This window comes from Terriglobales bacterium (genome assembly GCA_035543055.1).
Classification (GTDB): Bacteria; Acidobacteriota; Terriglobia; order Terriglobales; family Acidobacteriaceae; genus JAIQFD01.
In genome coordinates, this window is the sequence record DATKKJ010000051.1 from 1 (window position 1) to 21,737 (window position 21,737).

Sequence of the window (21,737 nt, forward strand, 5' to 3'; positions counted from 1 at the left end):
CCATGAAATCCACAAAGGCCGGGCCACCCGCCGGAGTCGATAACGCCACAATCTGGAAGATACAGCAATACAGCCTTAGGCTAGACGAAATCACGCAAGCTCCATCGCAGGCTCCCATGCACTCCATGAGGGCACCCTTGCAGTCGCCAGCAGATGCCCTTCGGCAGCGGGACCAGTGGATAACAACCAATTTGAACCTGGCTCAATCAGCGTATCAGGGCTCCGGTGCTTGGCCGCACTTTCCGTGGACCATGTACTTCGCCTTCGCCGGACATACTTTAACGGATTCAACTAGCCCCGCCCACATGCACAATGGCAGTCCGATAGTGTGGCCATCGAATCCCTCCCAGCACGGCGATTTCCCGGGCAGTATCGAGACATGGGACAACATGACTCCCGAACTCGAAGAACAGAACATCAAGGCCATACAACATGCCTACGAGCAGGTAACTGGGAAGAAATGCGGGTGCGAGCAATGAAGACCTGGACCAAAGCCTTGATCGTAGCCGCAACGCTGGAGGTACCGCAGGTACTCTTTCTCGCGCATTCGATTCGTGAGTTAGGCAACAATAGCCTAATTCTCAATATTGTGCGTTGGTATCATCTACTCGCGATGTGGTTTGGTCAGTATGTGTTGATTATCTGGAATCCTGGCCCGAGACGAGGGCCCACCGCTGAATCAAACTTGGTGGCGTGGTCGAGCGTGTTCGTGTTTCAAGTACTTATCACCACCCCAATTATCTATGTTCTACTCAGATGGATTGGCCGTGTTCGCCACAGTCGAGCCAGCGCAGCTAATGTGCCACGCTGACAAAGAGTACTCGGCATAGGCGGGTGGCCCGTCCTTCGCTTCGCACCACCACAAAAGTGGGTGGCCCGTCCTAGCCCGGTTTTGGCTAGGGCGGGAGCACTCGTGCTTATCTGGGCGCTCCACCTTTGCAGAAATTTCTTGCTTCCTAACCCCTTGAAACCATGCGTGCAAAATCTTGATTATAGCTTTCAGCTAATTTTACACATTGACAGCCGCGCTATAATAGACTTGCGGCCCTACGGCCGCCGCCGTTTCGACCTTTGACATTTCGCTGACTCCCAGGACTTTGGCTACTGACTCCTCGTCCGACATATCCCACATATCTTCAGCCTTAACTCCTTTAGATCGACATATCGGGTCGGAGGGGGTAGCCCCGCAGATCTGTCCCGCTGTCTACTGATTGGGTTCGAACGACTCAACGACTTTCCGCCTCTAACTCCTTTAGATCAACGACTCCAGGGGGAGGGGGGGCTAGATGCCGTTCAGAACGCGTACATGACTTTGCCGTCCGTGTCGGCGGTGGGGCCATAGACGGACGGCACCTTGATGTCGAGCAGGCGCAAATAGACGATCAACTGCCCGCGATGGTGCGAAGAGTGGGTCATGCGCCGGGTCATGATCCAGGCCTTGGAGCGGGTGACGTCGAAGAACGCGGTCGGCTCTTCCCACCAGGACTCCGATTTCTCGCGCATCAGGGCCAGCCGTTTCTCGGCGTCGGTGCGGTACTTTTCGATGAAAGCCCGCTTCGTGCGCTGCGCCGGGTTGGGATCGCCCGTGTCCAGCCCCAGCATCACCTTCATCCACCGGCCTTCGGATTGGACCTGATGCTCGTACTGCTCGATGACGCTGCGCGACTTGGCCGCGGGCCGGAAATCCATTTTCGACTCGGGGAAGGCGCTCCAGATGGTGACGATTTTCAAAATCTCGGTCTCGTAGGTGTCGAGCAGAAAAGCGTAGCGGGTCGGCATGGCGTCCTCCCGGCGGGCACAGGCCGGGGATTATAGCCCGCCCGCCGGGCGCAGGATTTAGAATCGAAGTGTTTTCATCCAGGAGGTCACGATGCCGGCCACCCCATCCACCATGGCGCCCCTGGGCGGCAAGGCGCCTTTCTTCCGCCTGCCCGATCCGGCGGGGAAATGGCATTCCATCGAGGACTTCAAAGCATCGCCCGCGCTGCTGGTGGCGTTCATCTGCAATCATTGCCCGTTTGTGAAGCACATCCGCGCCCAGTTCGCCGAGCTGGCGCGCCGTTACCGGAAGCTGGGAGTGGCCGTGGTCGGCATCAGCTCGAACGACGTGGAGCAGTTCCCCGACGACTCGCCGGAGAAGATGGCGGAGGAAGCGCGCACCTACGGCTACGACTTCCCCTATCTTTTCGACGAGTCGCAGGCCGTGGCCAAGGCCTACGGGGCCGCCTGCACGCCCGACTTCTTCCTCTTCGACCAGGACCGGAAGCTGGTATATCGCGGCCAGTTCGACGATTCCCGCCCGGAGAACGGCGTGCCCGTGACCGGCAAGGACCTGAAAGCCGCGCTCGACGCCGTACTCCAGGGGCAGGCCGTGGCTTCCGAGCAGAAGCCCAGCATCGGTTGCAACATAAAATGGAAAACCGGCAACGAGCCGGACTACGCGAAGAGCACGGTGCACTGAGCGAACCTATCCCGCCAATCCCCGTGGACCAGCGGCACAGGGATAATGGACGCTGGAGTACCCGACCAGCGTGCCGCTCAGCAGGAGCATCATCTCGTTTTTCTTTCCCGCCGGCGTGATGGTGGGGGTGTCGGCGCTCGCGCTTCGTTCGGAAGCCGCGCCCATGCTGCTGGCGCTGCACGGCTTCGTTCCCCTGATCTACAGCGCTGCGGCGCTGTTGGCCTGGCGTTTTCATTCCACCCGTATGCTGTTCGCCGCAATCGCGCTGGCGGTGGCCGACGCGGGACTGCGCGCCGCGGCCGGCGACACGGGAGCGACAGTTGTGGTCCGCGACCTGGCGGCCATCCTGCTGCCGGCAAACCTGGTCGCGCTCAGCTTTTTGAAAGAGAAGGGATTCCTCTCTCGCAACACGGTGATTGCCGGCGCCGTCCTGGCGGCGCAGGCGGCGCTTGCGCTGTTGCTGTGCCGGCCGGAGTTGCAGGCCGCAAGCTTTCTCGAAATCCAGTTCCTGCCACCGGATGCCCTGCGCTGGAGCGGAGCGCCGCAGACGGCGGTGCTGATCTTCATCGCCTCGGCCCTGTTCCTGGCGGCCCGGTTCGCTCTGCTGCGCAATCCCGTGGAGAGCGGGTCGTTCTGGGCGCTGCTCACTTGCCTGGCTGCATTCTCGTCGGCCCGGCCCGGAGTCTGGCTGATGATCGCCGGTGCGGTGCTGGCGGTGTCGGTGGTCGAGAATTCCTATGTCATGGCGTTTCACGACCAGCTCACGGGACTTCCGGCGCGGCGGGCGTTCTATCGCATGGCCTCCATGCTGCCGGAGCATTACGCCCTGGCGGTCGCCGACGTGGACCACTTCAAGAGGTTCAACGACACCTACGGGCACGAGATCGGGGATCAGGTATTGCGCATGGTGGCGTCGCGGATGGCGCGGGTGACCGGCGGGGGGAAGGCCTTCCGTTGGGGCGGAGAGGAATTCGTCATCCTTTTCCCGGGGAAGAGCGCGGCCGGCGCCCTCGAGCACCTGGAACTGCTGCGCCAGCTGGTGGAGACCTCCAGCTTCGTCCTGCGCGGGCGCGACCGGGGGAAGCACACGGCCGAGGACCGGGGCCGCGGCAACAGTCGCGTGCATGAGGTCTGGGTGACGGTGAGCATCGGCGTGGCCGAGGGCCTGCGCCATGATGACTTGCACAACGTGATGGCAGCGGCGGACGGCGCGGTATACACCGCCAAGAATGCGGGACGGAACCGCGTGGAAACGGCCGCCCCTGCCTCCGGACAGACGCCCCTGCCCGCAGCGATCTCTCGCTGAACCGGGCAAACGAAAGCGCAGCCGCAGTGGGCTGCGCTTCGATCTCTCCTGGAACCGATCAGTATTCCGTGAAGGGCTTCCAGCTGTTGGTCTTGCTGTCCCAGCTCAGGGTGATGGCGACCTTCTTTGGCTCAGAATCCTTGTAGAAATCGGCGCCATACTTCTGGATCAGGAGTGTCCGGTCCCAAACGCTGAGAGAAGCCATGGCCTTGCTGTTGGCGTCGAAGTCCTGTCCCAGGCGGGTGGGCTCCCAGTTCCAGGTGTATTCCACCTTGGCCATGCCGGGGCGCGTGATCTCCACCTTGGAGACTTCAACCAGCTTGCGCTTGGCGAGCGGCACGGTATAAGCGTCGGTGCCATCCGCGTTCTTGTCGGCCGTGGCTCCGCACTGCTTCAGTTCCTCAAGACCCTCAGGGGTGATCTTGACCTCCAGGCCCTTGTAGGTGGGCTTGCCCAGAGTGACTACGCCGACCTTCTCCAGCAGGCGATAGTGCGGATCGAAGGGTTTCTCGTCCATACTGGGCTCGACGCGGCCGCCGGCATGGAAGTGCACTTTGGCCGGTCCTTGGACCTTCAGCAGGTCCGAGACCACCTGGGTCGCCTCCTTCTGGGTCAGGGTGCGCTTGCTCTCCAGGATGAAGTACCCGATGCCACCGACGATGGCCACGATCAGGCCCAGGGCCATCAACAGGGGCATCACATTGGAAGACTTCTCTTCCATCTTGATCTCGTCTTCGAACACAGGCCACCTCCGTCGAGCCCCCGCGAGAGCGGAGCCGTACGCACTCGCATTATGGAAAGGGCTGCACGAGCGTGCGGTGACCGCTATCACCAGGGGCTGTGAGACATGGGCCGAAGGGTGCGTAAATGGCGGGAATCCAGAGGCTTACGAGGAACGGTGGAAAGCGGCGGCGCGGGGCCGAAAACCCGGGCGAGGGCGAGAAACAGCGACCATCATGGAATGTGGCTGGCGTACAATGCGCGCCATGACCGCCAAGGACCTCTTCGAGGCCATCCAGAAAGGAGAGGTGGAGAAGGTTCGCGCGGCCGTCGCCGGCGAGCCTGGGCTGGCGCGGGTGCGGAACGAGCAGGGCGTCTCGGCGGTTCTGTTCGCGCGCTACTGTAACCGCCAGGAGATCGTGGACGAGCTGCTGAGACTGGAGCCGGAACTCGATATCTTCGAGGCGGCGGCGCTCAACAAACGCAACCGGGTGGCGGAGTTGCTCACCACCCATCTCGAGCAGGCGAAGGCCTATTCGCCGGACGGCTTCACGGCCCTGCACTTGGCCTGCTTCTTCGGACATCCGAACCTGGCGGAGATGCTCCTGCGCTATGGCGCCGATCCGAACGCCCGCTCGCGCAACGGCATGTCGGTGACGCCCCTGCACAGCGCCGCAGCCGCCCGCAAGCAGCGCACCGTGGAGTGGCTGGTGGATTACGGCGCCGACGTCAATGCCACCCAGCAAGGCGGCTGGGCGGCCCTCCACGAAGCCGCGCGCCAGGGGAACATCGAGATGACGGAGTACCTGCTGAGCAAAGGGGCGAATCCCGCCCTCAGGTCAGAAGACGGCAAGGCGCCCGCCGACTTGGCCCAGGAAAAAGGCCACCTGCAGGCGCTGGCGGCCCTGAAAGCCCACGCCTGATCTTACCCAGTTTGTCTTGTAGCGCTGGCCACGAGACAAGAAAAACTTGGCGCGGACTGCCTGTCCGCGCCAAGAGGATTGGTTCCCAGCTTTATCGGGTCGCGCCGGCGAGCTCCGGTGCGGGTGCTGCGGCCGGCTTGGCAGCCGCACCCAGCTTGCGTCCGCCTTCGGCGGCCCACTGCTCCAGCATCGGCGTGGTGACCGACTTGGGACGCTCGATGGGGGCCCCCAGGGCACGGTCCCAGGTGATGTTGGCCATGCAACCCAGCGCCCGGCCGACGCCGAACAGCACGGTGTAGAAATCCCACTCGTGCAGTCCGTAGTACCATTGGATGACGCCGGATTGCGCGTCCACGTTGGGCCACGGATTCTTGGCCTTGCCGTGTTGCGTCAGCACCCCGGGCGCCACTTCGAAGATCATCGACACCAGCTTGAACAGCGGATCGACCTTGAGCCCGGGGGTGGCCAGGCAGAACTCGCGCTGGCACATGTAGCGCGGATCGGTCTTGCGCAGCACGGCATGACCGTACCCTGGGATGACCTGACCCGCCTTCAGCGTGTCCCATAGGGCCTGGGTGACCAGCTCCTTGGTCGGCTCCTGGTCCTTGCAGTATTTCTTCTCGAAATTGAGCAGCCACTCCAGCACTTCCTGGTTGGCCAGGCCGTGCAACGGGCCCGCCAGGCCGTTGAGACCGGCGGAATACGCATAGTACGGATCCGAGAGCGCCGAGTGCACCAGATGCGTCGCGTGCGCCGAGACGTTACCGGACTCGTGGTCGGAGTGGAGGATGAAATACATGCGGGCCACGTCCTTATACTCCTCGCATTGTCCGATCATGTGCGCGAAGTTGGCCCCCATGTCCAGGTCACGGTCGATGGCCACCTGGAAGTCACTGCGGTACTTCAGGTTGTAAATGAAGGCGGCAATCACCGGGATACGCGCCACGATGTCGAATGCATCTTCGTACACGTATTCCCATGCGACCGCCTTGTTGAAGTTGCCGGAGCGGTAGAAACGGGCGAACTTGGAATCTTTCTGCATGGCCAGGACGCCGGCGGAGAGCATGACCATCGGATGGCTGTCGCGAGGCAGCGCGCGGATGACGTCCCAAACGTAGGACGGCACCATCTGCCGCACCTTCCATTCCCCCAGCACTTCACGGTGCTGTGCCTGGTTCGGTATCTCGCTGGTCAGCAGGTAGTACCAGAAGGCTTCGACCGTCGGATAGTTGGAATTTCTTGCTTTGGGAAGGGCCTCGAAGGTCTCCGGGATCGTCTTGCCCCGAAAGCGGATGCCTTCATAGGGATCCAGGTACGAGATGTCGGTGACCAGGCTGTGGATGTCGCGCGCGCCACCCAGCGTCTGTTCGATCGTGACCTGGTCGATGACGACTTGGCCGTACTCCTTCGTCAGCTTGGTAATACGGGGCCGAAACTCCTCGATCTTCTGTCTAAGTGTTTCTTTTAGTGGCATGTATGAGAGCTCCTTTTCTCACCAGCGCAACGGCCGCTTGGCGGCGGGTCGGCGGACACTATCGGCAAAGTACAGTTCGGCGCTGCACCTCAGCCGGGGCCATTCTCCCGGTTAGTGACTCCCAAGGCTGTGAGCCAAATCACAGCTAGGGGTGATGCCAGCAGCCAGGCCGCTTCCACTGCCGAGCGGCGGTTGGGGTGCCTCTGATTACAATGTCTGGCATGCGCGCCATGGTTTTGGACCGACAGGCCGCTCCGGAAGAAAACCCGCTTGCGATGCGAGAACTGCCCGTCCCGGAGCCGGGCCTCGGGCACCTCCGTGTGCGCGTCTCGGTCTGCGCTGTCTGCCACACCGACCTGCACATCGTCGAAGGCGACCTGCCGTTGCGGAAGCAGCCGGTCATCCCCGGGCACCAGATCGTGGGCGTGGTGGATGCGCTGGGCCAGGGTGCTGCCGGTTTCAAGGAAGGCGACCGCGTCGGGATCCCGTGGCTGCACTGGACCGATGGCGACTGCGGCTACTGCCGGCGAAATAGCGAGAACCTTTGCGAGCGCGCCAAGTTCACCGGCTGGGACGTGGACGGCGGCTACGCGGAATACGTAGTGGCGCCAGCCGACTTCGTCTATCGGCTGCCGAAATCATGCTCCGACGAGCACGCCGCGCCCCTGCTCTGCGCCGGCATCATCGGCTATCGCTCCTATCGCTTAAGCAATGCGAAAAAAGGCGAGCGGCTGGGCTTGTACGGATTCGGGGCGTCGGCGCACATTGTGCTCCAGTTCGCCCGCCACTTGGGCAACGAATGCTACGTCTTCACCCGTACGCCGGAGCATGCGGAGCTGGCGAAGAAGCTGGGCGCGGTCTGGACCGGTCGCGCCGAAGAGCAGCCACCCTCGCAGCTGGATTGCGCCATCGTGTTTGCGCCCGCCGGACACATCGTGCCCCTGGCGCTGCGAGCGGTGCGCAAGGGCGGGACCGTCGCCTGCGCCGGCATCACCATGTCGCCCATCCCGCAGCTCGATTACGCCGACCTCTACCACGAGCGCATCCTGCGTTCGGTCGCCAACTCCACTCGCCAGGACGCGCGCGAGTTCCTGGAGCTTGCGGCGGAGGTTCCGGTGCGCACCGAGATCGAGCTGTTCCCGCTGGAGCAGGCTAACCTGGCCATCGCCGCGATGAAGCACAGCCGGGTCAGGGGCGCCGCGGTGCTGAAGCTGTAGATTTGCCTGCTGACACACTCGCCCCGTATCATCGTTCGCCGGGGATGAGGACAATGGATTTCCGCAATATCGAGAGCCAGATCACGAACGTCATCGGCCTGACCAAGCGGCCGGTGGCCGTCAGCTTCGTTGCTCAGCCGCCGGCGGGCGTGAAGCGCTACGACGCCATGGCGCCCTCGGGCTGCACGTTCTGGAAGCTGGCCGCTGAGGGACGGACCTTCTATACCGAACAAGCGCACCACTACAACTGCGCCGTCGGCTGCTACACGCATAGCATCGCTTTGCCGCCGGAGCGCGCCCAGGAACTGCCCGACACCATCAACCTGATGGCTTCGATCGGCTACATCAAGCCGGAGGAAGTCGCCGGCATCCACCACCTGGCACAGCCGCCCGGCGCGGTGGTGTACGCGCCGCTGGGAGACGCTCCGGTCGCGCCCGACGTCGTGCTCTGCATCGGCCAGCCTGGCCGCCTGATGCTGCTGCAGGAGGCGGGCATCCGCGCCGGTGTGGGCAGCGGCTCTTCGCTGCTCGGGCGTCCCACCTGCGCTTCGCTTCCCGCGTCGCTGGCGCAAGGGATCGTGGTCAGCTCCGCCTGCGTGGGCAACCGCGTGTACACCGATCTGGCCGAAGACGAGCTGTACATCGCGATCCCGGGCAAGGACATTGCCCGCGTCGCGCAGGAACTGGAGACCATCGTCAGCGCCAACCGGAAGCTCACTGACTATCACACGCAGCGAAAGGCCGCGCTGAGCGCCCACCCTTAGATTGGCACGGGCGTGCCGACCGTGCGCCCGGCCGGCACGGCTGGGCCGCATGGCCAACTCGTTACGCGGGTAATCCAACGGAACTGTTTTTCCTTTACTTCCGTATCCTTCCACAGCAACATCTGTCTTTCCCTCAGGAGAACGGAGGCATGATCCGTTTCGCGAAACTCCGCAAGGAGTTCGACACGCTGGTCGCGGTGCACGACCTCGAGGTGGAGATCCCGCCGGGCGAGGTGTACGGGCTGATCGGGCCCAACGGAGCGGGCAAGACCACCACCATCCGCATGGCCTGCGGGCTGCTGTCACCGACCTCCGGCAAAGTCTTCATCAACGGCATCGACGTGCACAGCGAGCCGGAGCGGGCACAGGCGTTCATCGGCTACCTCTCCGATTTTTTCTCCGTGTACGAGGACCTTAAGGTCTGGGAGTACCTCGACTATTTCGCGCACGCCTACAAGCTGCCGGAGAGCGAGATCCCGGCGCGCATCGACCAGGTGATCGCGCAGGTCGGGCTGGAGGTGAAGCGCGACGCCTTCATCAAGGGCCTTTCGCGCGGCATGAAGCAGCGGCTGGGCATCGGGCGCGCCATCATCCACCGGCCCAAGGTGTTGCTGCTCGACGAGCCCGCCTCCGGCCTCGACCCCAAGGCGCGCATGGACCTGCGCAACGTGCTGCTCTCGTTGCGCGACGACGGCGCCACCATTCTGATCTCTTCCCACATCCTCACCGAGCTCGAGGGCTTCTGCACCTCGATCGGGCTGATGGAGAAAGGCAACATGGTGCGCAGCGGGCGCATCGAGCAGATCGTTGCTGACGCCAGCCCGGTGCGGGTGGTGCGCCTGGCCTGGGCGCGCGACGGCCGCGCCACCGTGGAGAGCGCCCTGAAGTCAGCCACCCACGTCTCCGATGTGCTGGTGCGCGATCACGACGGGCTGTTCAAGTTCGCGGGCGCGGAAGACGAGCTCACCGACGTGCTGACCGCGCTCATCGGCGCCGGGGTGCGGGTCACCGCCTTCGGCGAAGTCAAGCAGACGGTGGAAGACCTGTACGTGAAACTCTCGCGCAACGAGGTGATGTGATGCTCCAGTTCTGGCGCAATCCGGAGTTCGTCCGCCACCTGCGGGCGGAGCTGCGCCCCGCGCGCCTGCTGTCGGCCGTGGTCATCACCTACATCGTCATCGCTCTCATCGGGATGGCGGTCTTCAAGCAGAACGACCCGGTGCGAGAACTGTATCGCACGTTCTACGGATTCATCGCCATCATGGCCCCGGCGCTGCTCCTGCTGTGGTGCCTTTCGGTCGGCAGCCAGGCGGTGTCCGGCGAGCGCGAGCTGAAGACCTTCGACTTCCTGCGCACCACGCGTCTGAGCGCCGCCGAGTTGCTGGTCGGGAAGCTGCTGGGCGCACCCATCCTGGCCTACGTCATCTACGGCTGTGCACTCACCGTGATCATTCCCGTCGGCGTGGCTGCCGGATTCAGCCTGGGCGGTATCCTGCTCACCAATCTGCTCACCGTCTGTGTGGCGTTGCTTCTCGGGTTGGCCGGGATGTGGGTCTCGATGCTGGTAGAGAAGATGAACCGCGGCGCCGGCGTTCTCCTCCTCTTCTTCTGCTGGCCATTCCTGGTGATGGGCCTCACTCCGGGATCGCCCGGCTATCTGCCGGGGTTCCACTGCGTGAGCCCACTGCCGGCGGCCATGTGGGCGCATGGCGAGCAAAATTTTTTCACCAAGACCGGGACGGTGCCGGTCTTCGGCGTGCATGTGCCTTACGCCCTCGTCACCCTAGGACTCTATCTGACCATCGCCGGCTGGCTGGTGCTGATGATCGTGCGCAATCTGAAAAAAGAGCTAGAGGAGATCCGGCTGCTGTCGCGCTGGCAGGCCATCGGCTTCGCCTTCTACATCAACATCCTCTTCTATGCGTTCCTCGACCTGCGCGCGCTGCTGAAGGACCACAACGGCGCCATGAACATCACCTGGATGGGCCTCTTTCTCACCGGGACGACGACGGCGATGGTCGGCCTGGCGACGCTCTCGCCGCCCGAGCGGCTGAAGATCTGGACCCGCCGCCGCGAGGGTGGGGAAGAAGGCTACTTGTCGGAAGACGGCCTGCCCTGGCCGTGGATGATCGTGACCGCCGCCATGGGCTTCGGGATGCTGGTGGTGCAGGCGGTTGCGCTCAGCAACGCGCCCGGGCGCGATTTCAACCTGCCCTACGCGGCCATGGCCGCGTTGCAACTGCTGGCCTTCACCATGCGCGACGTCCTTTTTCTGCAGTGGTGCAAGCTCACCCGCATGAAGAGTCCGGTGAGCAAGGGCGTCCTGCTGCTGGTGCTCTATTATTTCGCGGCCAGCATGGTGATCCTGGTGGCCACGAGCGTTTCGGAGAAGGAAGGCTTGTTCGCTGCGCGGGTGCTGACGCCGATGTTCTACTTCGAAAAGCCTGATCTGGCAGCGGCGGCAGCGGGGATGATGACCGCGGTCGCGGTCCAGGGCGCGGTGATCGCCGTCCTGTTGGGAGCTATCGGCACGCGGCTGCAACGAACATTACAACTGGCCCGAGCGTAAGGAATCTCAGGCGGTGACCGGCTCCAGGAAACGCATCGCCTGCTCGCGCTTCCAGGGCTTCTTCTCCCGGTAGGAGCGCACCAACTCCATGTAGATCCCCAGGTCGCGGTCGAGGTCCGATTGGGTGCCGTCGAAGTAGAAGTTGCGGATGGGGATGCCGCCGAAATCCTTGCTCAACTTGGGATAGACGGATTCGCTGACGATCCCGTTCATGCAAGTGAACGGGCTGATGTCCACCACGCCGTCGGCGCCATTCTTGGCCAGCCACGCGGCCTTGCCCACGCTCAGCACCATCTCACCCAGGACGCCGTTGGGCGGCAGATACGGCTCAGCGAGCGCCAGCACCTCGTCGGTGGTGGGCTCCTCCAGGCCGGCGAAGTCCTCGCGGAAGGGATGCAGCAGGGCTTCTTCGTCGGCGTGCTGGAAGTGCTTGCGCACCTTGGCGCCCAGCATGGCGGTCGAAAAGCCCTTGCCGCGCAGACGCAGCTTCCGCTCCACCTCCCAGTTGGTGTAGCCGATCCACTCGGCGATGTCGCTGAGCCAGGCCTGCGCGCCGTAGCCTTCCATCTTGCGCACCAGGTCGTCGTTGCTGAAATTGTTGAGGCGGCAGAAGATCTCGCCCACCACGCCGATCAGCGGCACGTCGGGGTCGGGATTCACCGAAACCCGGCGGAAGCGGTCGCGGGCCCGCTCCAGCGACTCGACGATCATGTTGAGCTGGCACTTGGGGTCGGCACAACTCGCCTCGATGGTGCGGCACAGGTCCTGCAGCGATTCGTCGAAGGCGGCGTCCGCGGCGCCGGGCACGCGCTCGTAGGGGCGCGTCTTGAGCAGCAGTTTGCGCAGGATGTCGCCGCAGACCAGCGCCCGCCACGCTCCGCGCACGAATTTCCCCGCCACCTCGCCGATGCCGGCGTAGCCGTTCTCGCTGGTCGGAGAGAAGATGTCGATCTCGCCCAGCCCGCCGTCGCGCAGCATCTTGCGCAGGTAGGGCGCGTACTGGCCGAAGCGGCAGGGACCACTCGCCGTTGCCATGAAGAACACGGTCTTTGAGGAATCGAAGCCGGGCTTCTCCATGATGCGCACGAAGTCGCCCATAGTCACCTTGGCGGGATAGCACTCGTCGCCGTTGGTGTACTTGGCGCCCAGCTCGCGCGTGCGCTCGTCCGAGGGCGGAGTGGGATGCGCCTCGATCCCCAGCCAGCGGAACACCGCGCAGAATGCCTCCACGCTGCCCTGCGCCATCGCCGGCACGTACACCGTCTTGCCCGCCAGTGGGTGGTCGGGCTTGATCTTCACGCTTACATGGCGGTGGCGGAGCATCGCAGGAATCCTTTGCTGTCGAGATAGGCCTCGCACCGGGTGATGAACCCGGCGTCGTTGGAATGGCCGTCGAACTGCAGCACCAGCGACGGCTTACAGGCGGCCGTGTCGAGGAACGACTTGATGTATGAATCGGGGCCGCACTTGAAGTTCGAGATGTAAACCAGGTGCACGTTGGGCAGCTGCCGCGTGATGCGTGCCGCCGCCAGGATGCGCCGCCCCGAGTTCCAGTACATGTTGGGGTTGACGTCGGTGATGTCCTCGCCGTCCACCGGCAGGAAATCCATGGGCAGCACGTTGACGCCGTACAGCGTGCGCAGCTTGCGCGGGACGTCGCAGTTCACGCTGCGGTCGTAGATGTTGTAGGGGCGGCCGAGCAGTACCAGCGCCGGCTCTCCACTCTGCCGCAGGGTGGCGATGGCCTGCGCCCCGGCTTCCTGCACCGCCTGGTCGAAGACGCCCTGGGCCGCGTAGGCTGCGGTCACGGCGCGGTCGCTCACGAGCCTCTTGATGCCCAGGCGTTCGCCGAAATAGGCGGCGATCTCCTTCTCCGCGTGCTTGCGACCGTAGCGGAAGTGCACGGTCGGGGCCAGCAGCTTGTCGCGGTGCTCCTCCATCTGCGGCACCACCCGCACCACGAACGGCAGCGTCTGGTTCCAGGGGCAAAGGTGCGATTCGCCGCCGGTGCTGGTCTCCGCGTTGACCACGTTGGGGACAAGCACGTAGTCCACGCCGCTCTCCAGCAGCTTCATCACGTGCCCGTGCGCCACCTTGACCGGGAAGCAGGGCTGCGCGATGGAGAGCTCGTCGCCTACGCGGGTGATCTGGCTGTCGGTGGCCGGCGAGAGCACGACCTCGAATCCCAGCTCCTGCAGGTAGGCGCACCAGAAGGGGAAGCGGTCGTAATAAAACATGGTGCGCGGGATGCCGACCTTGCGGCCGTGTCCCCGCGCCGGGCGCAGCACCTCTTCCAGCAGCTTGTCGCGATACTCCAGCAGGTCGTCGAGGACCGGCTTGCGGTCGGTGCGGGCGCGCTTGCGGAACTTGTCGGAGCATTTGTCGCCCCAGTAGGTGCGCTGGCCCTCGATGGTGAACTCTTTCATCTCGCACAGGTTGGAGCAGGCCTGGCAGACGAACTCGCGGCTGGTGAAATCCACGTTGTTAAGGTGGTAGCCGCGGAACTTGCTGGGGCCGCCGCGCGCCGCCATGACCTCCTGCGCGATCAGGGCCATGCCGATGGCGCCGATCACTCCGTTGTGTGGCGGCACGATGATCTTCTTGCCCAGGATCTGCGAGAACGCCGCGGCCACCGAATCGTTGTAGGCGGTGCCGCCCTGGAAGAAGATGACGTCGCCGATCTTGCGCTCCCGCACCACGCGGTTCAGGTAATTCAGCGCCACCGAGTACGCCAGGCCGGCGCAAAGGTCGCCGACCTCGGCGCCCTTCAGCAGAAGCCCGGTGACGTCGCGCTCCATGAACACGGTGCAGCGCTCGCCCAGCCTCGCCGGTCTCTTCGACGCCAGCGCCAGCTGCGCGAATTCTCCCTTGATGGAGATGCCCAGTTTCTCCGCCTGCTCTTCCAGGAACGAGCCGGTCCCGGCGGCGCAAGCTTCGTTCATGGTGAAATCCACCACGATGCCGTTGTCGATGCGGAGAAACTTGGAATCCTGGCCGCCGATCTCGAAGATGGTGTCCACCATCCGGGTGCCGAGGGTGCGGGAGACGTGCACCGCGCCCGTCTTGTGGGCGGTGATCTCGTCGTTCACGGTGTCGGCGCCGACCAGCTCGCCGATGAGCTCGCGTCCCGAGCCGGTGGTGCCCACGCCGCGGATGTCGAGGCGCCCGCCGAGGACGCCCTCGATCTCGCGCAGCCCTGCGTCCACCACCTCGATGGGACGCCCCTGGGTGCGCAGGTAGATCTCGTGCAGCAGGTTGCCGGCGGCGTCGATGACCACCAGGTTGGTGCTCACCGAGCCGATGTCGATGCCGAGATAGGCCTCGATTTTCGTGCTGGTGGGCGGCAGCGCGACGTCCTTCACTCGGTCGCGCAGCAGCGCAACGCGCTCCATGGAGAGCGGATCGCTGCAGGCGAACTGGTGCTTCACCGCCGTGTGCTGCTGGAGCTGGTGGATGCGCTTGAACGACCGCTTGCGCGTCTCTTCGCTCTCGAAGAGCGCGGCCCCCAGCGCGCCCAGCCAGGCATGCAGCTCGGGGACAAAGAACTGCTCGTCGGTCAGCTTGAAGCCGTCACGCAGCGCATTACGCACGCCCGCGTTCTGTGAGACCGCGCCGATGAATGCCACCGGCGGTGTCACCTCGCGGCCCTTGACGATGGCCGACTTGAAGTTGCGCGCCACCGCGTCGCACAGCCCGCGCAGGATCTGGTCGGTGGAGTAACCCTTCTGCTGGGCGTGGATCATGTCCGACTTGGCGAACACCGAGCAGCGCCCGGCGATGCGCGCGGCGCACGTCGCCCCGCAGGCCGCCTCGCCGACCTCTTCCACCGAGTACAGCAGCCGCGAGGCCTGCTGGTCGATGAACGAGCCCGTGCCCGCGGCGCAATCCCCGCTGGAGGAGTAGTCCACGATGCCCAGGTACTTCGACCGGACCGTGGGCTCCAGGCGGATGTACTTCGAGGTCTCGCCGCCCATCTCGAAGACGGTGCGCACGGCGGGATAGAAAAGGCGCACCCCCTTGGCCACGGCGCGGAACTCGTTCTCGAAGTAGATCCCCAGGATCTTGGCGATGAGCTGGCTGCCCGAGCCGGTCACCCGGATGCCTTCCACGTTCTGCTCGGGCACGCGCTCGTAGAACTCCTTCAGCAGGTCGAAAGTGGACTGGATGGGGCTGCCCTGGATGCGCCGGTAGCGGGAGAGCACCACCGGCCGCCCGGCCAGCGGGCTGCCCAGCGGGAGCGCGGCTGGGAAGAACCCCTCGGCGGAATCGCCGAGGGGCCCCAGCAGAGGCGCATCTGAAGCTGCGCCGATGGCGGCAAGCTTCAGACTCACTGCGCCGATGTCGAGACCGATATTGATCCCCATCGAGTCCTCCACGGTAGCGGGAGGCCCCCGGGTGTTCTGTGATGGAGGTCACATGGGGCTGTGCTATCGCGCACTCGCCGCTCGACGAGCGTCACAGGCCGTTCGCTGCAGGATAGCGCCGTTCAGGAGGCCGCTTTGGCCTCGCTCTGGCTGTGGAATTCGACGTTGCGCTCCAGCTTCTGCAACAGTGCCAGCACGTCCACCCCGGTGCGGTAGGAGGCCAGCCCGCCATTGAACGCTAACTCGTAGGGAGCGTTGGTCTCCACGTTCCAGGTGTCCACCCGGTTGAGCAGGCGGGTGAGGGCGAAGTTGGCCTGGGCCTCGTCGGTCTCGGGCAGCAGCACCAGGAACTTGGCGGCGTCGTAGCGCAGGACGGTGTCGGAGCCCCGGAAGGTGTTCTTCAGCAGATGCGCGGCGTCGATCAGGAGCTGGTCGCCGATCAGCTCGCCGAAGCGCCGCCCGATCATCGCCAATGAACCCACTTCCAGCAGGAGAAAGGTCAGGTTGGTGCCCCGGCGGTTGGCGCGGTTGATCTCCTTGGGCAGCACCTGGTCGAGGTAGCGGCGGTTGAAGATCTGGGTCAGCGGGTCCACCAGGGAGAAGCTCTCCAGGCGCTCGTTGAAAACGATCTCCCGGATCAGCTCCTCGCGGGTGCGGTGCTGCGTTCGTTTCTGGTCGAAGACATAGGCGGAGAACACCAGCACCAGCATGAAGAGCCCGATCACCAGTTGCGCCAGCTGTGCGGGTTGGAAGTCATGACGCCCTTGCGGCCAGATCAAGTTGGGGAGGGCCACCACCAGGAAGCCGGCGGCGAACAGCAGCATCACCACCATGCCCACCGACCAGAGCTGGATGTCGCGACCCGCCAGTTTCTGGATCTGCCGGTGCAGCTGCTCGGTGCGGGCGGATTGCAGGCCGTCCACGTTCATGCCTTCCTCCGGCGCGGGGGTGCCGCAACCCTGCCGGTGCACGCCTGGTACCAGCGGAAGACCTGTAATCACGCTGCAAAGAAAGGGCTTGTTAGCCCGAGTGAGAAGATGCGCCGTTCCGATTCTGGAACTGTGTGCGGTTTTGGAACCGGGCGGCAGCCCACAACCCATCACGGCTCCTCACCGGGTGAGCTTGCGGACGCGTTCGTCTACCACAACTGATCTAATCTCATGAGAAGCCATGACACGACCACGCCCGCGTTATGCGCAGCGGCGGTATTCTGCGCATGGCTCCTCGGGTTTACGTCCTGGTCAAAGTAGCCAAATCGATCGACTATTCCCGATACGAAGAGAAACGGGCTTTCGCACTGCACCCGAATGATGCCGTGTGTTGTCTCGATGGACCCGGCCTTTCCATCTCGCGGCTTGCTCCAAAAGATCTTCGCCGTGAGCGGATCGATGATGCCGTATTCAGAATAGTCGGTCACATTGACTGCCCCTAAAGCAACGTTGATGTAGTCTGCGACTACCCATGCCGCAGATGCCGGCGCCAGCGGAACGGCCAAGAACCTGTTTGCCGCCGCCGGAACGTCGAACGCGACCAGCTGCGAAAAAAAGGCGCGCGGAAGCGACGAGTCGATCACTTGCTCGAACGGACCGTCTGTCCACTTGCTCAGCGGATTGGATCCTTCAGGGTGACCGTCAACCATGAACACTTTGCTGCCAATCACCACGTTTCCATTCTCGCTCACGGCTGCTTCCGGGAACTCGGCAGTGCCGACCGCAAACACCAGGTCGGGAGACGCCCCGTAAGAGAAGATTCGCGGAAGGTACTTGGCCTTCTGCTCCGAGCTCGATTGCAAAGCGGGATCTAGGTGCTCCAGCAAGTCTGATATGCACCACACCTCCGCTTTGAACGTCCTATACGTGAAGACCGCACGCGGGCTGGGATTCTTGTTCTCGGGCGGCAGTTGTGCTGGATTCGGTCGTGGGCGCGGCGGCTGCAGCACCGCAGGCCACGGAGATGCCGGCGGTCGCGCATTATCACTGAGCATGGCGAACAGAACAGGATCGCACTCCCACCATTTGTTTACGACGATCATGACCCGTTTCACGGTTTCCACCCCGAATGGCCTTGGAGGACGCGAGCAGAGTAGCCGATCTTTCCACGAGTCAACAAAAAAGTGATTCTTGTTCTGAGATCAGAACAAGACCTACAGCGTCCGCTTGAACAGGGCGGTGGTCGCGCCCAGCGTCACCAGGGTGAACAGCGACAGGAAGGCCAGGTCGGGCCAGATGGCCACCAGCCCTGCCTCCTTGAGCAGGATCGCCTTGAAGCCGTGCACCGCGTAGGTGAACGGATCCACGGTCGCGATGGCCCGCAGCCAGGCGGGGAAGGCGGAGATGGGATAGATGGCCCCGCTGGGGAAGAACAGCAGGGTATTGAGGATGCCGAAGATGGCGCGCGGCACCAGCGGGTCGTCCACCCGCGCCATGATCATGGACATCATGCAGATGAACGCCGTCGAGGTCAGCACGATCATCAGCAGCAGCCACAGCATGCGCAGCGGGTGGAAGATGGTGCCCATCCCGGAGAGCAGCGAGCCGATCACCGTGATCACGATGCCGGAGCCCACCGCCTTCAGCGCCCCCGCGGTATTCAAGCCCAGCACCAGTTCCAGCTTGGTGATGGGCGTGACCAGGTAGCCCTCGTGGATACCCCGCGCCTTGTCGTCGATATAGACGATGCCGCCGCCGATCATCACCGAGACGAACATGGCCAGCACGATCGAGCCCGGCAGCAGGTACTTCATGTATTCGATGTACGGGTAGAGCTCGACCACGCTCAGCGCCACCTGCTGCACCAGCGCCGGCTGCACGTCGGGCGTGTTCAGCGCCTGCACCAGGCCCGTCAGCTTTTCCTCGTACGCGGCGCTGATGAAAGTATCGGTGTTGTCCACCACCAGGCCGATCTGGGGGCGGGTCTTCTCGTACACCTTGCGGGAGAACTCCGGAGGAATGACGATGGCGCCCTGCACCTTGCCATTGCGCACGTCCTCCACCGCCTGCTGCTGGCTCTGGTACATCACGGGCGTGAAGGTGTTGGCGTTGGCGTGCACTGCACGCAGCAGCTCGATGACGCGCAGCGCCTGCGGCCCGCGGTCCTGGTCCACCACCGCCAGGGTGGTGTTGCGCACCTTGCCCCCGAAGGCGTTGCCCAGGATGACCAACTGGACCAGGGGGAAGACCATGGCCACCAGCATCAGGGCCGGAGAGCGGAAGAACTTCCGCAGTTCGCGTTCGACGATGGCCAGCACGCGGTTCATGGCGGCCTCCTAGCGGAGTGGCGGCGGGATGTAGGCGAAGGTACTCTTCACCTCATCGCGCAGGTCGCGCCCCGTGTAGTGGACGAAAACGTCGTCCAGCGTGGTGCTCTGCACCGTGAGCGTCTTCACCAGCACATTTTCCTGGACGGCGGCCTCGACCATGGCGGTGGTGGTTTTGGAGCCGTCGTCGGTGAGGACGCGGTACATGTGGGCGGCCTCGGGTTGCACCGAGCGCACGCCGGGTAACGCCTCCAGCTGCTTCGGCCAGTCGGCCGGCGCATCGATGAACTGGGCTTCGATCACGGTGCTCCCGGGGACCGACTGCTTCAACGCCATCGGGGCGTCGAGCGCCACCAGGCGGCCGTGGTCCACGATGGCGATGCGGTCGCACAGCCGGTCGGCCTCGTCCATGTAGTGGGTGGTGAGCAGCACCGTCAGGTTCCGCTTCTGCTTGAGGGCGGTGATCATCTCCCAGACCGCCACGCGCGAGACCGGGTCCAGGCCGGTGGTCGGCTCGTCGAGGAAGAAGATGCTGGGGCTGTGCACCAGCCCGCGGGCGATCTCCAGGCGGCGCCGCATGCCCCCGCTCAGCGTCCGGACGTCGGCGTCCCGCCACTTCGTGAGGTCCACCATCTCCAGCAGCTCGTGGATGATGGGCTCGCGCTTCTCCACCGGCACGCCGTAGAGCTTGGCGAAAATGATCATGTTCTCGTACACGCTCAGGTCCATGTCGCTGGTCATGGCCTGCGGGATCACCCCAATGGTGTGGCGGACGCCGTTGGGGTCGCGTTCCACGTCGTGGCCGGCGATGCAAGCCCGCCCGCTGGTGATGGGAATGAGGGTGGTCATCATGCGGATCAGCGTGCTCTTGCCCGCGCCGTTCGGCCCCAGCAGCCCGAAGATCTCGCCCTCGCCCACCTGGAAGGAAACGTCGTTCACCGCCGTGAAATCGCCGAACTTCTTGACAATGCGCTCGACCTCGATGGCCGGACGGTCGCCGTTCAGCGGCTTCGCGTGGATCGGTCCTTTGACGTCGCTGGTCATTTGGGCCGGGCCTCCGCTTCCGAATGGGCATGCGCCTTCAGTTGGTCGGGCGAGATGAGCACGTCCGCGGTCATGCCCGGAATTAGCGTCTTGTCCGGGTTGGCCACGCTGATCTTCAGCCCAACGGTCTTGATGTCGCGCTTGCTGCGGCTGACGTCGCGCTGGGTGGCGAAATCCGCCTCCGCGGCCTTCAGGATCACCTTTCCCAGCACCACCTGCCCGGAGGGGAGCTTCACCCGCACGCTGTCGCCGATGCCGATGTTGGTAGCGTCGGTCTCCGGCAAGTAGGCGCGCACCCAGGTGTCGCTCAGGTCCACGATGGTGACGATGGGCGCCCCCGGGTTCACCACCTCGCCCTGGCGCGCCACCCGCACCGACACCGTCCCGCTCACCGGCGCCAGCACATTGGTGTAGCCCAGGCGGGTCTTGGCTTCGTTCAGTTGGGCCTCGGCTTGCTTGGCCTGGGCCTGGCTGGTGGCCACGTTGCTGCGCGCCACTTCGATCTGGTGCAGACGGGCCTGCGCCGTGGCCAGGTCGGCCTGGGCCGCACGCACCTGGTCGCGCAACGACGCCACCGCCGCGCGCTGCGCGTTCAGGTCGGCGTTGGAGCGGTCAAGGTCCTGCTTCGACGCCACCCCCTGCTCGGCCAGCGCCACGGTCCTCTGGTTGTCGGTCTGTACCTTGACCAACTGGGCCTCGGACTGGCGCAGCGAAGCCTGGGCGGCCTGGATACGCGCCTGGGCGTTGGCGACGCCGCTCTGCGCTTCACCAACGGTCTGGGCCACGGTGTGCTGCGATTCCGCCACCCGCGATTGCATGCTGGAGACGGCCTCGGCCGCCGCCCGCTGCTGGGCCTCGAGTTCCGCCGTGTCCAGCACCGCGATCACGTCTCCGGCCTGCACCTGGCTGCCTTCGTCCACGTTCAGCTTCTCGATGCGCCCCATGATCTTGGCGCTGACCACCACCTGGTTGGCGTCTACCGTGCCGATCAGCACCAGGTCCTTGGAGTGCGGCGCCCAGAGCCAGTAGTACAAGGCGGCCATGATGGCCAGAACTCCCAGCAGGGCGAAGATGCGGTTGCGCGGGTTCATAGGGCCCTCTCTTTCCCCCTGCCGCGATGCCGGGCAGGGCTGCCGGAAGCGGACGTGAACAGGGCATGCGCGATCTGGTCGAGCACCGCGCGCCGCCGGGCGGCGATGCGTTCCTTGGTGAACGGCTCCTGGCCGGTGATGGCCCGGAACATGGGCGCGGCCACAAAATAGAAGACGTTCAGCGCCGCCAGCGAGACCGCGAAGTTCAGCGGGTCCACGGTGCGGAATTCACCAGTGGCCATGCCCTCCCGCAACACACGCTGCAGGCCCGCGGCCAGGCGCGAGGTGTAGCGTTCCGCGAGCTGCCGGATGTGCGGCGAGCCTTCGCGCCCGGCGCGCCCCATCTCGAAGTGCACCAGGCGGCAGAACTGGGGATTCCGCGCCAGGGCGTCGAAGTGCTCGCCCACATAGCGCAGGATCTTTTCCTGGCAGGGAAGCTCGGAGTCCAGGATGGCCGCCAGCCGGGGATAGATGCTGCCGAAGGCGTGGTCCAGCACCGCCCCGTACAGCGATTCCTTGTCCCCGAAGTAGTAATAAAGAAGGGCCTT

At 64.3% G+C, this 21,737-nt stretch carries 19 protein-coding genes; 8 read left to right on the forward strand and 11 right to left on the reverse strand.

The genetic code is table 11. The features are described 5' to 3' along the window. On the forward strand, positions 1–479 hold a 479-nt coding region (locus VMS96_03825), incomplete at its 5' end, for a hypothetical protein (GenBank protein ID HVP42531.1). A gap of 814 nt (positions 480–1,293) precedes the next feature. Here the strand turns inward: VMS96_03825 and VMS96_03830 are convergent. Continuing rightward, positions 1,294–1,779: a DinB family protein gene (locus VMS96_03830; GenBank protein HVP42532.1), complete on the reverse strand. Its 486-nt coding sequence runs from the start codon at positions 1,777–1,779 to the stop codon at positions 1,294–1,296. Positions 1,780–1,870: 91 nt separating this feature from the next. Between VMS96_03830 and VMS96_03835 the strand changes: the two genes are divergently transcribed. Together VMS96_03835 and VMS96_03840 are read left to right on the forward strand one after the other, a co-directional pair. After that, the gene (locus VMS96_03835) at positions 1,871–2,461 is read left to right on the forward strand and encodes a thioredoxin family protein (protein HVP42533.1); all 591 of its coding nucleotides are present in this window, start codon (positions 1,871–1,873) and stop codon (positions 2,459–2,461) included. 70 nt (positions 2,462–2,531) lie between these two features. After that, a complete protein-coding gene (locus VMS96_03840; protein ID HVP42534.1) occupies positions 2,532–3,767 on the forward strand; it encodes a GGDEF domain-containing protein in 1,236 nt (411 codons plus the stop codon). 58 nt (positions 3,768–3,825) lie between these two features. On the opposite strand, the gene VMS96_03845 is transcribed toward VMS96_03840, so the two are convergent. Beyond that, positions 3,826–4,509 carry a hypothetical protein gene (locus VMS96_03845; protein HVP42535.1) on the reverse strand — a complete coding sequence of 228 codons (684 nt, stop codon included), beginning with the start codon at positions 4,507–4,509 and terminating at the stop codon, positions 3,826–3,828. Between the two features lie 235 nt (positions 4,510–4,744). Between VMS96_03845 and VMS96_03850 the strand changes: the two genes are divergently transcribed. Next, entirely contained in the window at positions 4,745–5,410 is a 666-nt protein-coding gene (locus VMS96_03850) for an ankyrin repeat domain-containing protein (GenBank protein HVP42536.1), read from the forward strand. Between the two features lie 91 nt (positions 5,411–5,501). Here VMS96_03850 and VMS96_03855 read toward each other — a convergent pair whose 3' ends face one another. Continuing rightward, positions 5,502–6,884, reverse strand: a complete 1,383-nt coding sequence (locus tag VMS96_03855) for a citrate (Si)-synthase (GenBank protein ID HVP42537.1) — start codon at positions 6,882–6,884, stop codon at positions 5,502–5,504. 230 nt (positions 6,885–7,114) lie between these two features. Between VMS96_03855 and VMS96_03860 the strand changes: the two genes are divergently transcribed. The 4 genes from VMS96_03860 (at position 7,115) to VMS96_03875 (ending at position 11,434) form a co-directional block, all read left to right on the forward strand. Further along, positions 7,115–8,101 carry a zinc-dependent alcohol dehydrogenase family protein gene (locus VMS96_03860; GenBank protein HVP42538.1) on the forward strand — a complete coding sequence of 329 codons (987 nt, stop codon included), beginning with the start codon at positions 7,115–7,117 and terminating at the stop codon, positions 8,099–8,101. 53 nt (positions 8,102–8,154) lie between these two features. Next, positions 8,155–8,865 (forward strand): DUF169 domain-containing protein, encoded by a 711-nt coding sequence (locus VMS96_03865; GenBank protein ID HVP42539.1) that lies wholly within the window; start codon positions 8,155–8,157, stop codon positions 8,863–8,865. A gap of 149 nt (positions 8,866–9,014) precedes the next feature. Beyond that, positions 9,015–9,944 (forward strand): ABC transporter ATP-binding protein, encoded by a 930-nt coding sequence (locus VMS96_03870; protein ID HVP42540.1) that lies wholly within the window; start codon positions 9,015–9,017, stop codon positions 9,942–9,944. Continuing rightward, positions 9,944–11,434, forward strand: coding sequence for an ABC transporter permease subunit (locus tag VMS96_03875; GenBank protein HVP42541.1), 1,491 nt, complete (start codon positions 9,944–9,946; stop codon positions 11,432–11,434). The genes VMS96_03870 and VMS96_03875 overlap by 1 nt, the downstream gene beginning before the upstream one ends. Before the next feature lie 6 nt (positions 11,435–11,440). On the opposite strand, the gene VMS96_03880 is transcribed toward VMS96_03875, so the two are convergent. The 8 genes from VMS96_03880 to VMS96_03915 form a co-directional block, all read right to left on the reverse strand. Then, positions 11,441–12,757, reverse strand: a complete 1,317-nt coding sequence (locus tag VMS96_03880; protein HVP42542.1) for a hypothetical protein — start codon at positions 12,755–12,757, stop codon at positions 11,441–11,443. Further along, positions 12,736–15,798, reverse strand: a complete 3,063-nt coding sequence (locus VMS96_03885; GenBank protein ID HVP42543.1) for an acyl-CoA dehydratase activase — start codon at positions 15,796–15,798, stop codon at positions 12,736–12,738. The genes VMS96_03880 and VMS96_03885 overlap by 22 nt, the downstream gene beginning before the upstream one ends. A gap of 122 nt (positions 15,799–15,920) precedes the next feature. Then, positions 15,921–16,727: a GGDEF domain-containing protein gene (locus VMS96_03890; GenBank protein ID HVP42544.1), complete on the reverse strand. Its 807-nt coding sequence runs from the start codon at positions 16,725–16,727 to the stop codon at positions 15,921–15,923. A gap of 209 nt (positions 16,728–16,936) precedes the next feature. Further along, positions 16,937–17,830: a hypothetical protein gene (locus VMS96_03895; GenBank protein HVP42545.1), complete on the reverse strand. Its 894-nt coding sequence runs from the start codon at positions 17,828–17,830 to the stop codon at positions 16,937–16,939. Positions 17,831–17,941: 111 nt separating this feature from the next. Beyond that, entirely contained in the window at positions 17,942–19,054 is a 1,113-nt protein-coding gene (locus tag VMS96_03900; GenBank protein HVP42546.1) for an ABC transporter permease, read from the reverse strand. Positions 19,055–19,063: 9 nt separating this feature from the next. After that, the gene (locus tag VMS96_03905; GenBank protein HVP42547.1) at positions 19,064–20,098 is read right to left on the reverse strand and encodes an ATP-binding cassette domain-containing protein; all 1,035 of its coding nucleotides are present in this window, start codon (positions 20,096–20,098) and stop codon (positions 19,064–19,066) included. Next, positions 20,095–21,189 carry an efflux RND transporter periplasmic adaptor subunit gene (locus VMS96_03910; GenBank protein HVP42548.1) on the reverse strand — a complete coding sequence of 365 codons (1,095 nt, stop codon included), beginning with the start codon at positions 21,187–21,189 and terminating at the stop codon, positions 20,095–20,097. The genes VMS96_03905 and VMS96_03910 overlap by 4 nt, the downstream gene beginning before the upstream one ends. After that, positions 21,186–21,737 (reverse strand): hypothetical protein (locus VMS96_03915; GenBank protein ID HVP42549.1); only part of this gene is annotated, 552 nt, incomplete at its 5' end. The genes VMS96_03915 and VMS96_03910, both read right to left, overlap by 4 nt.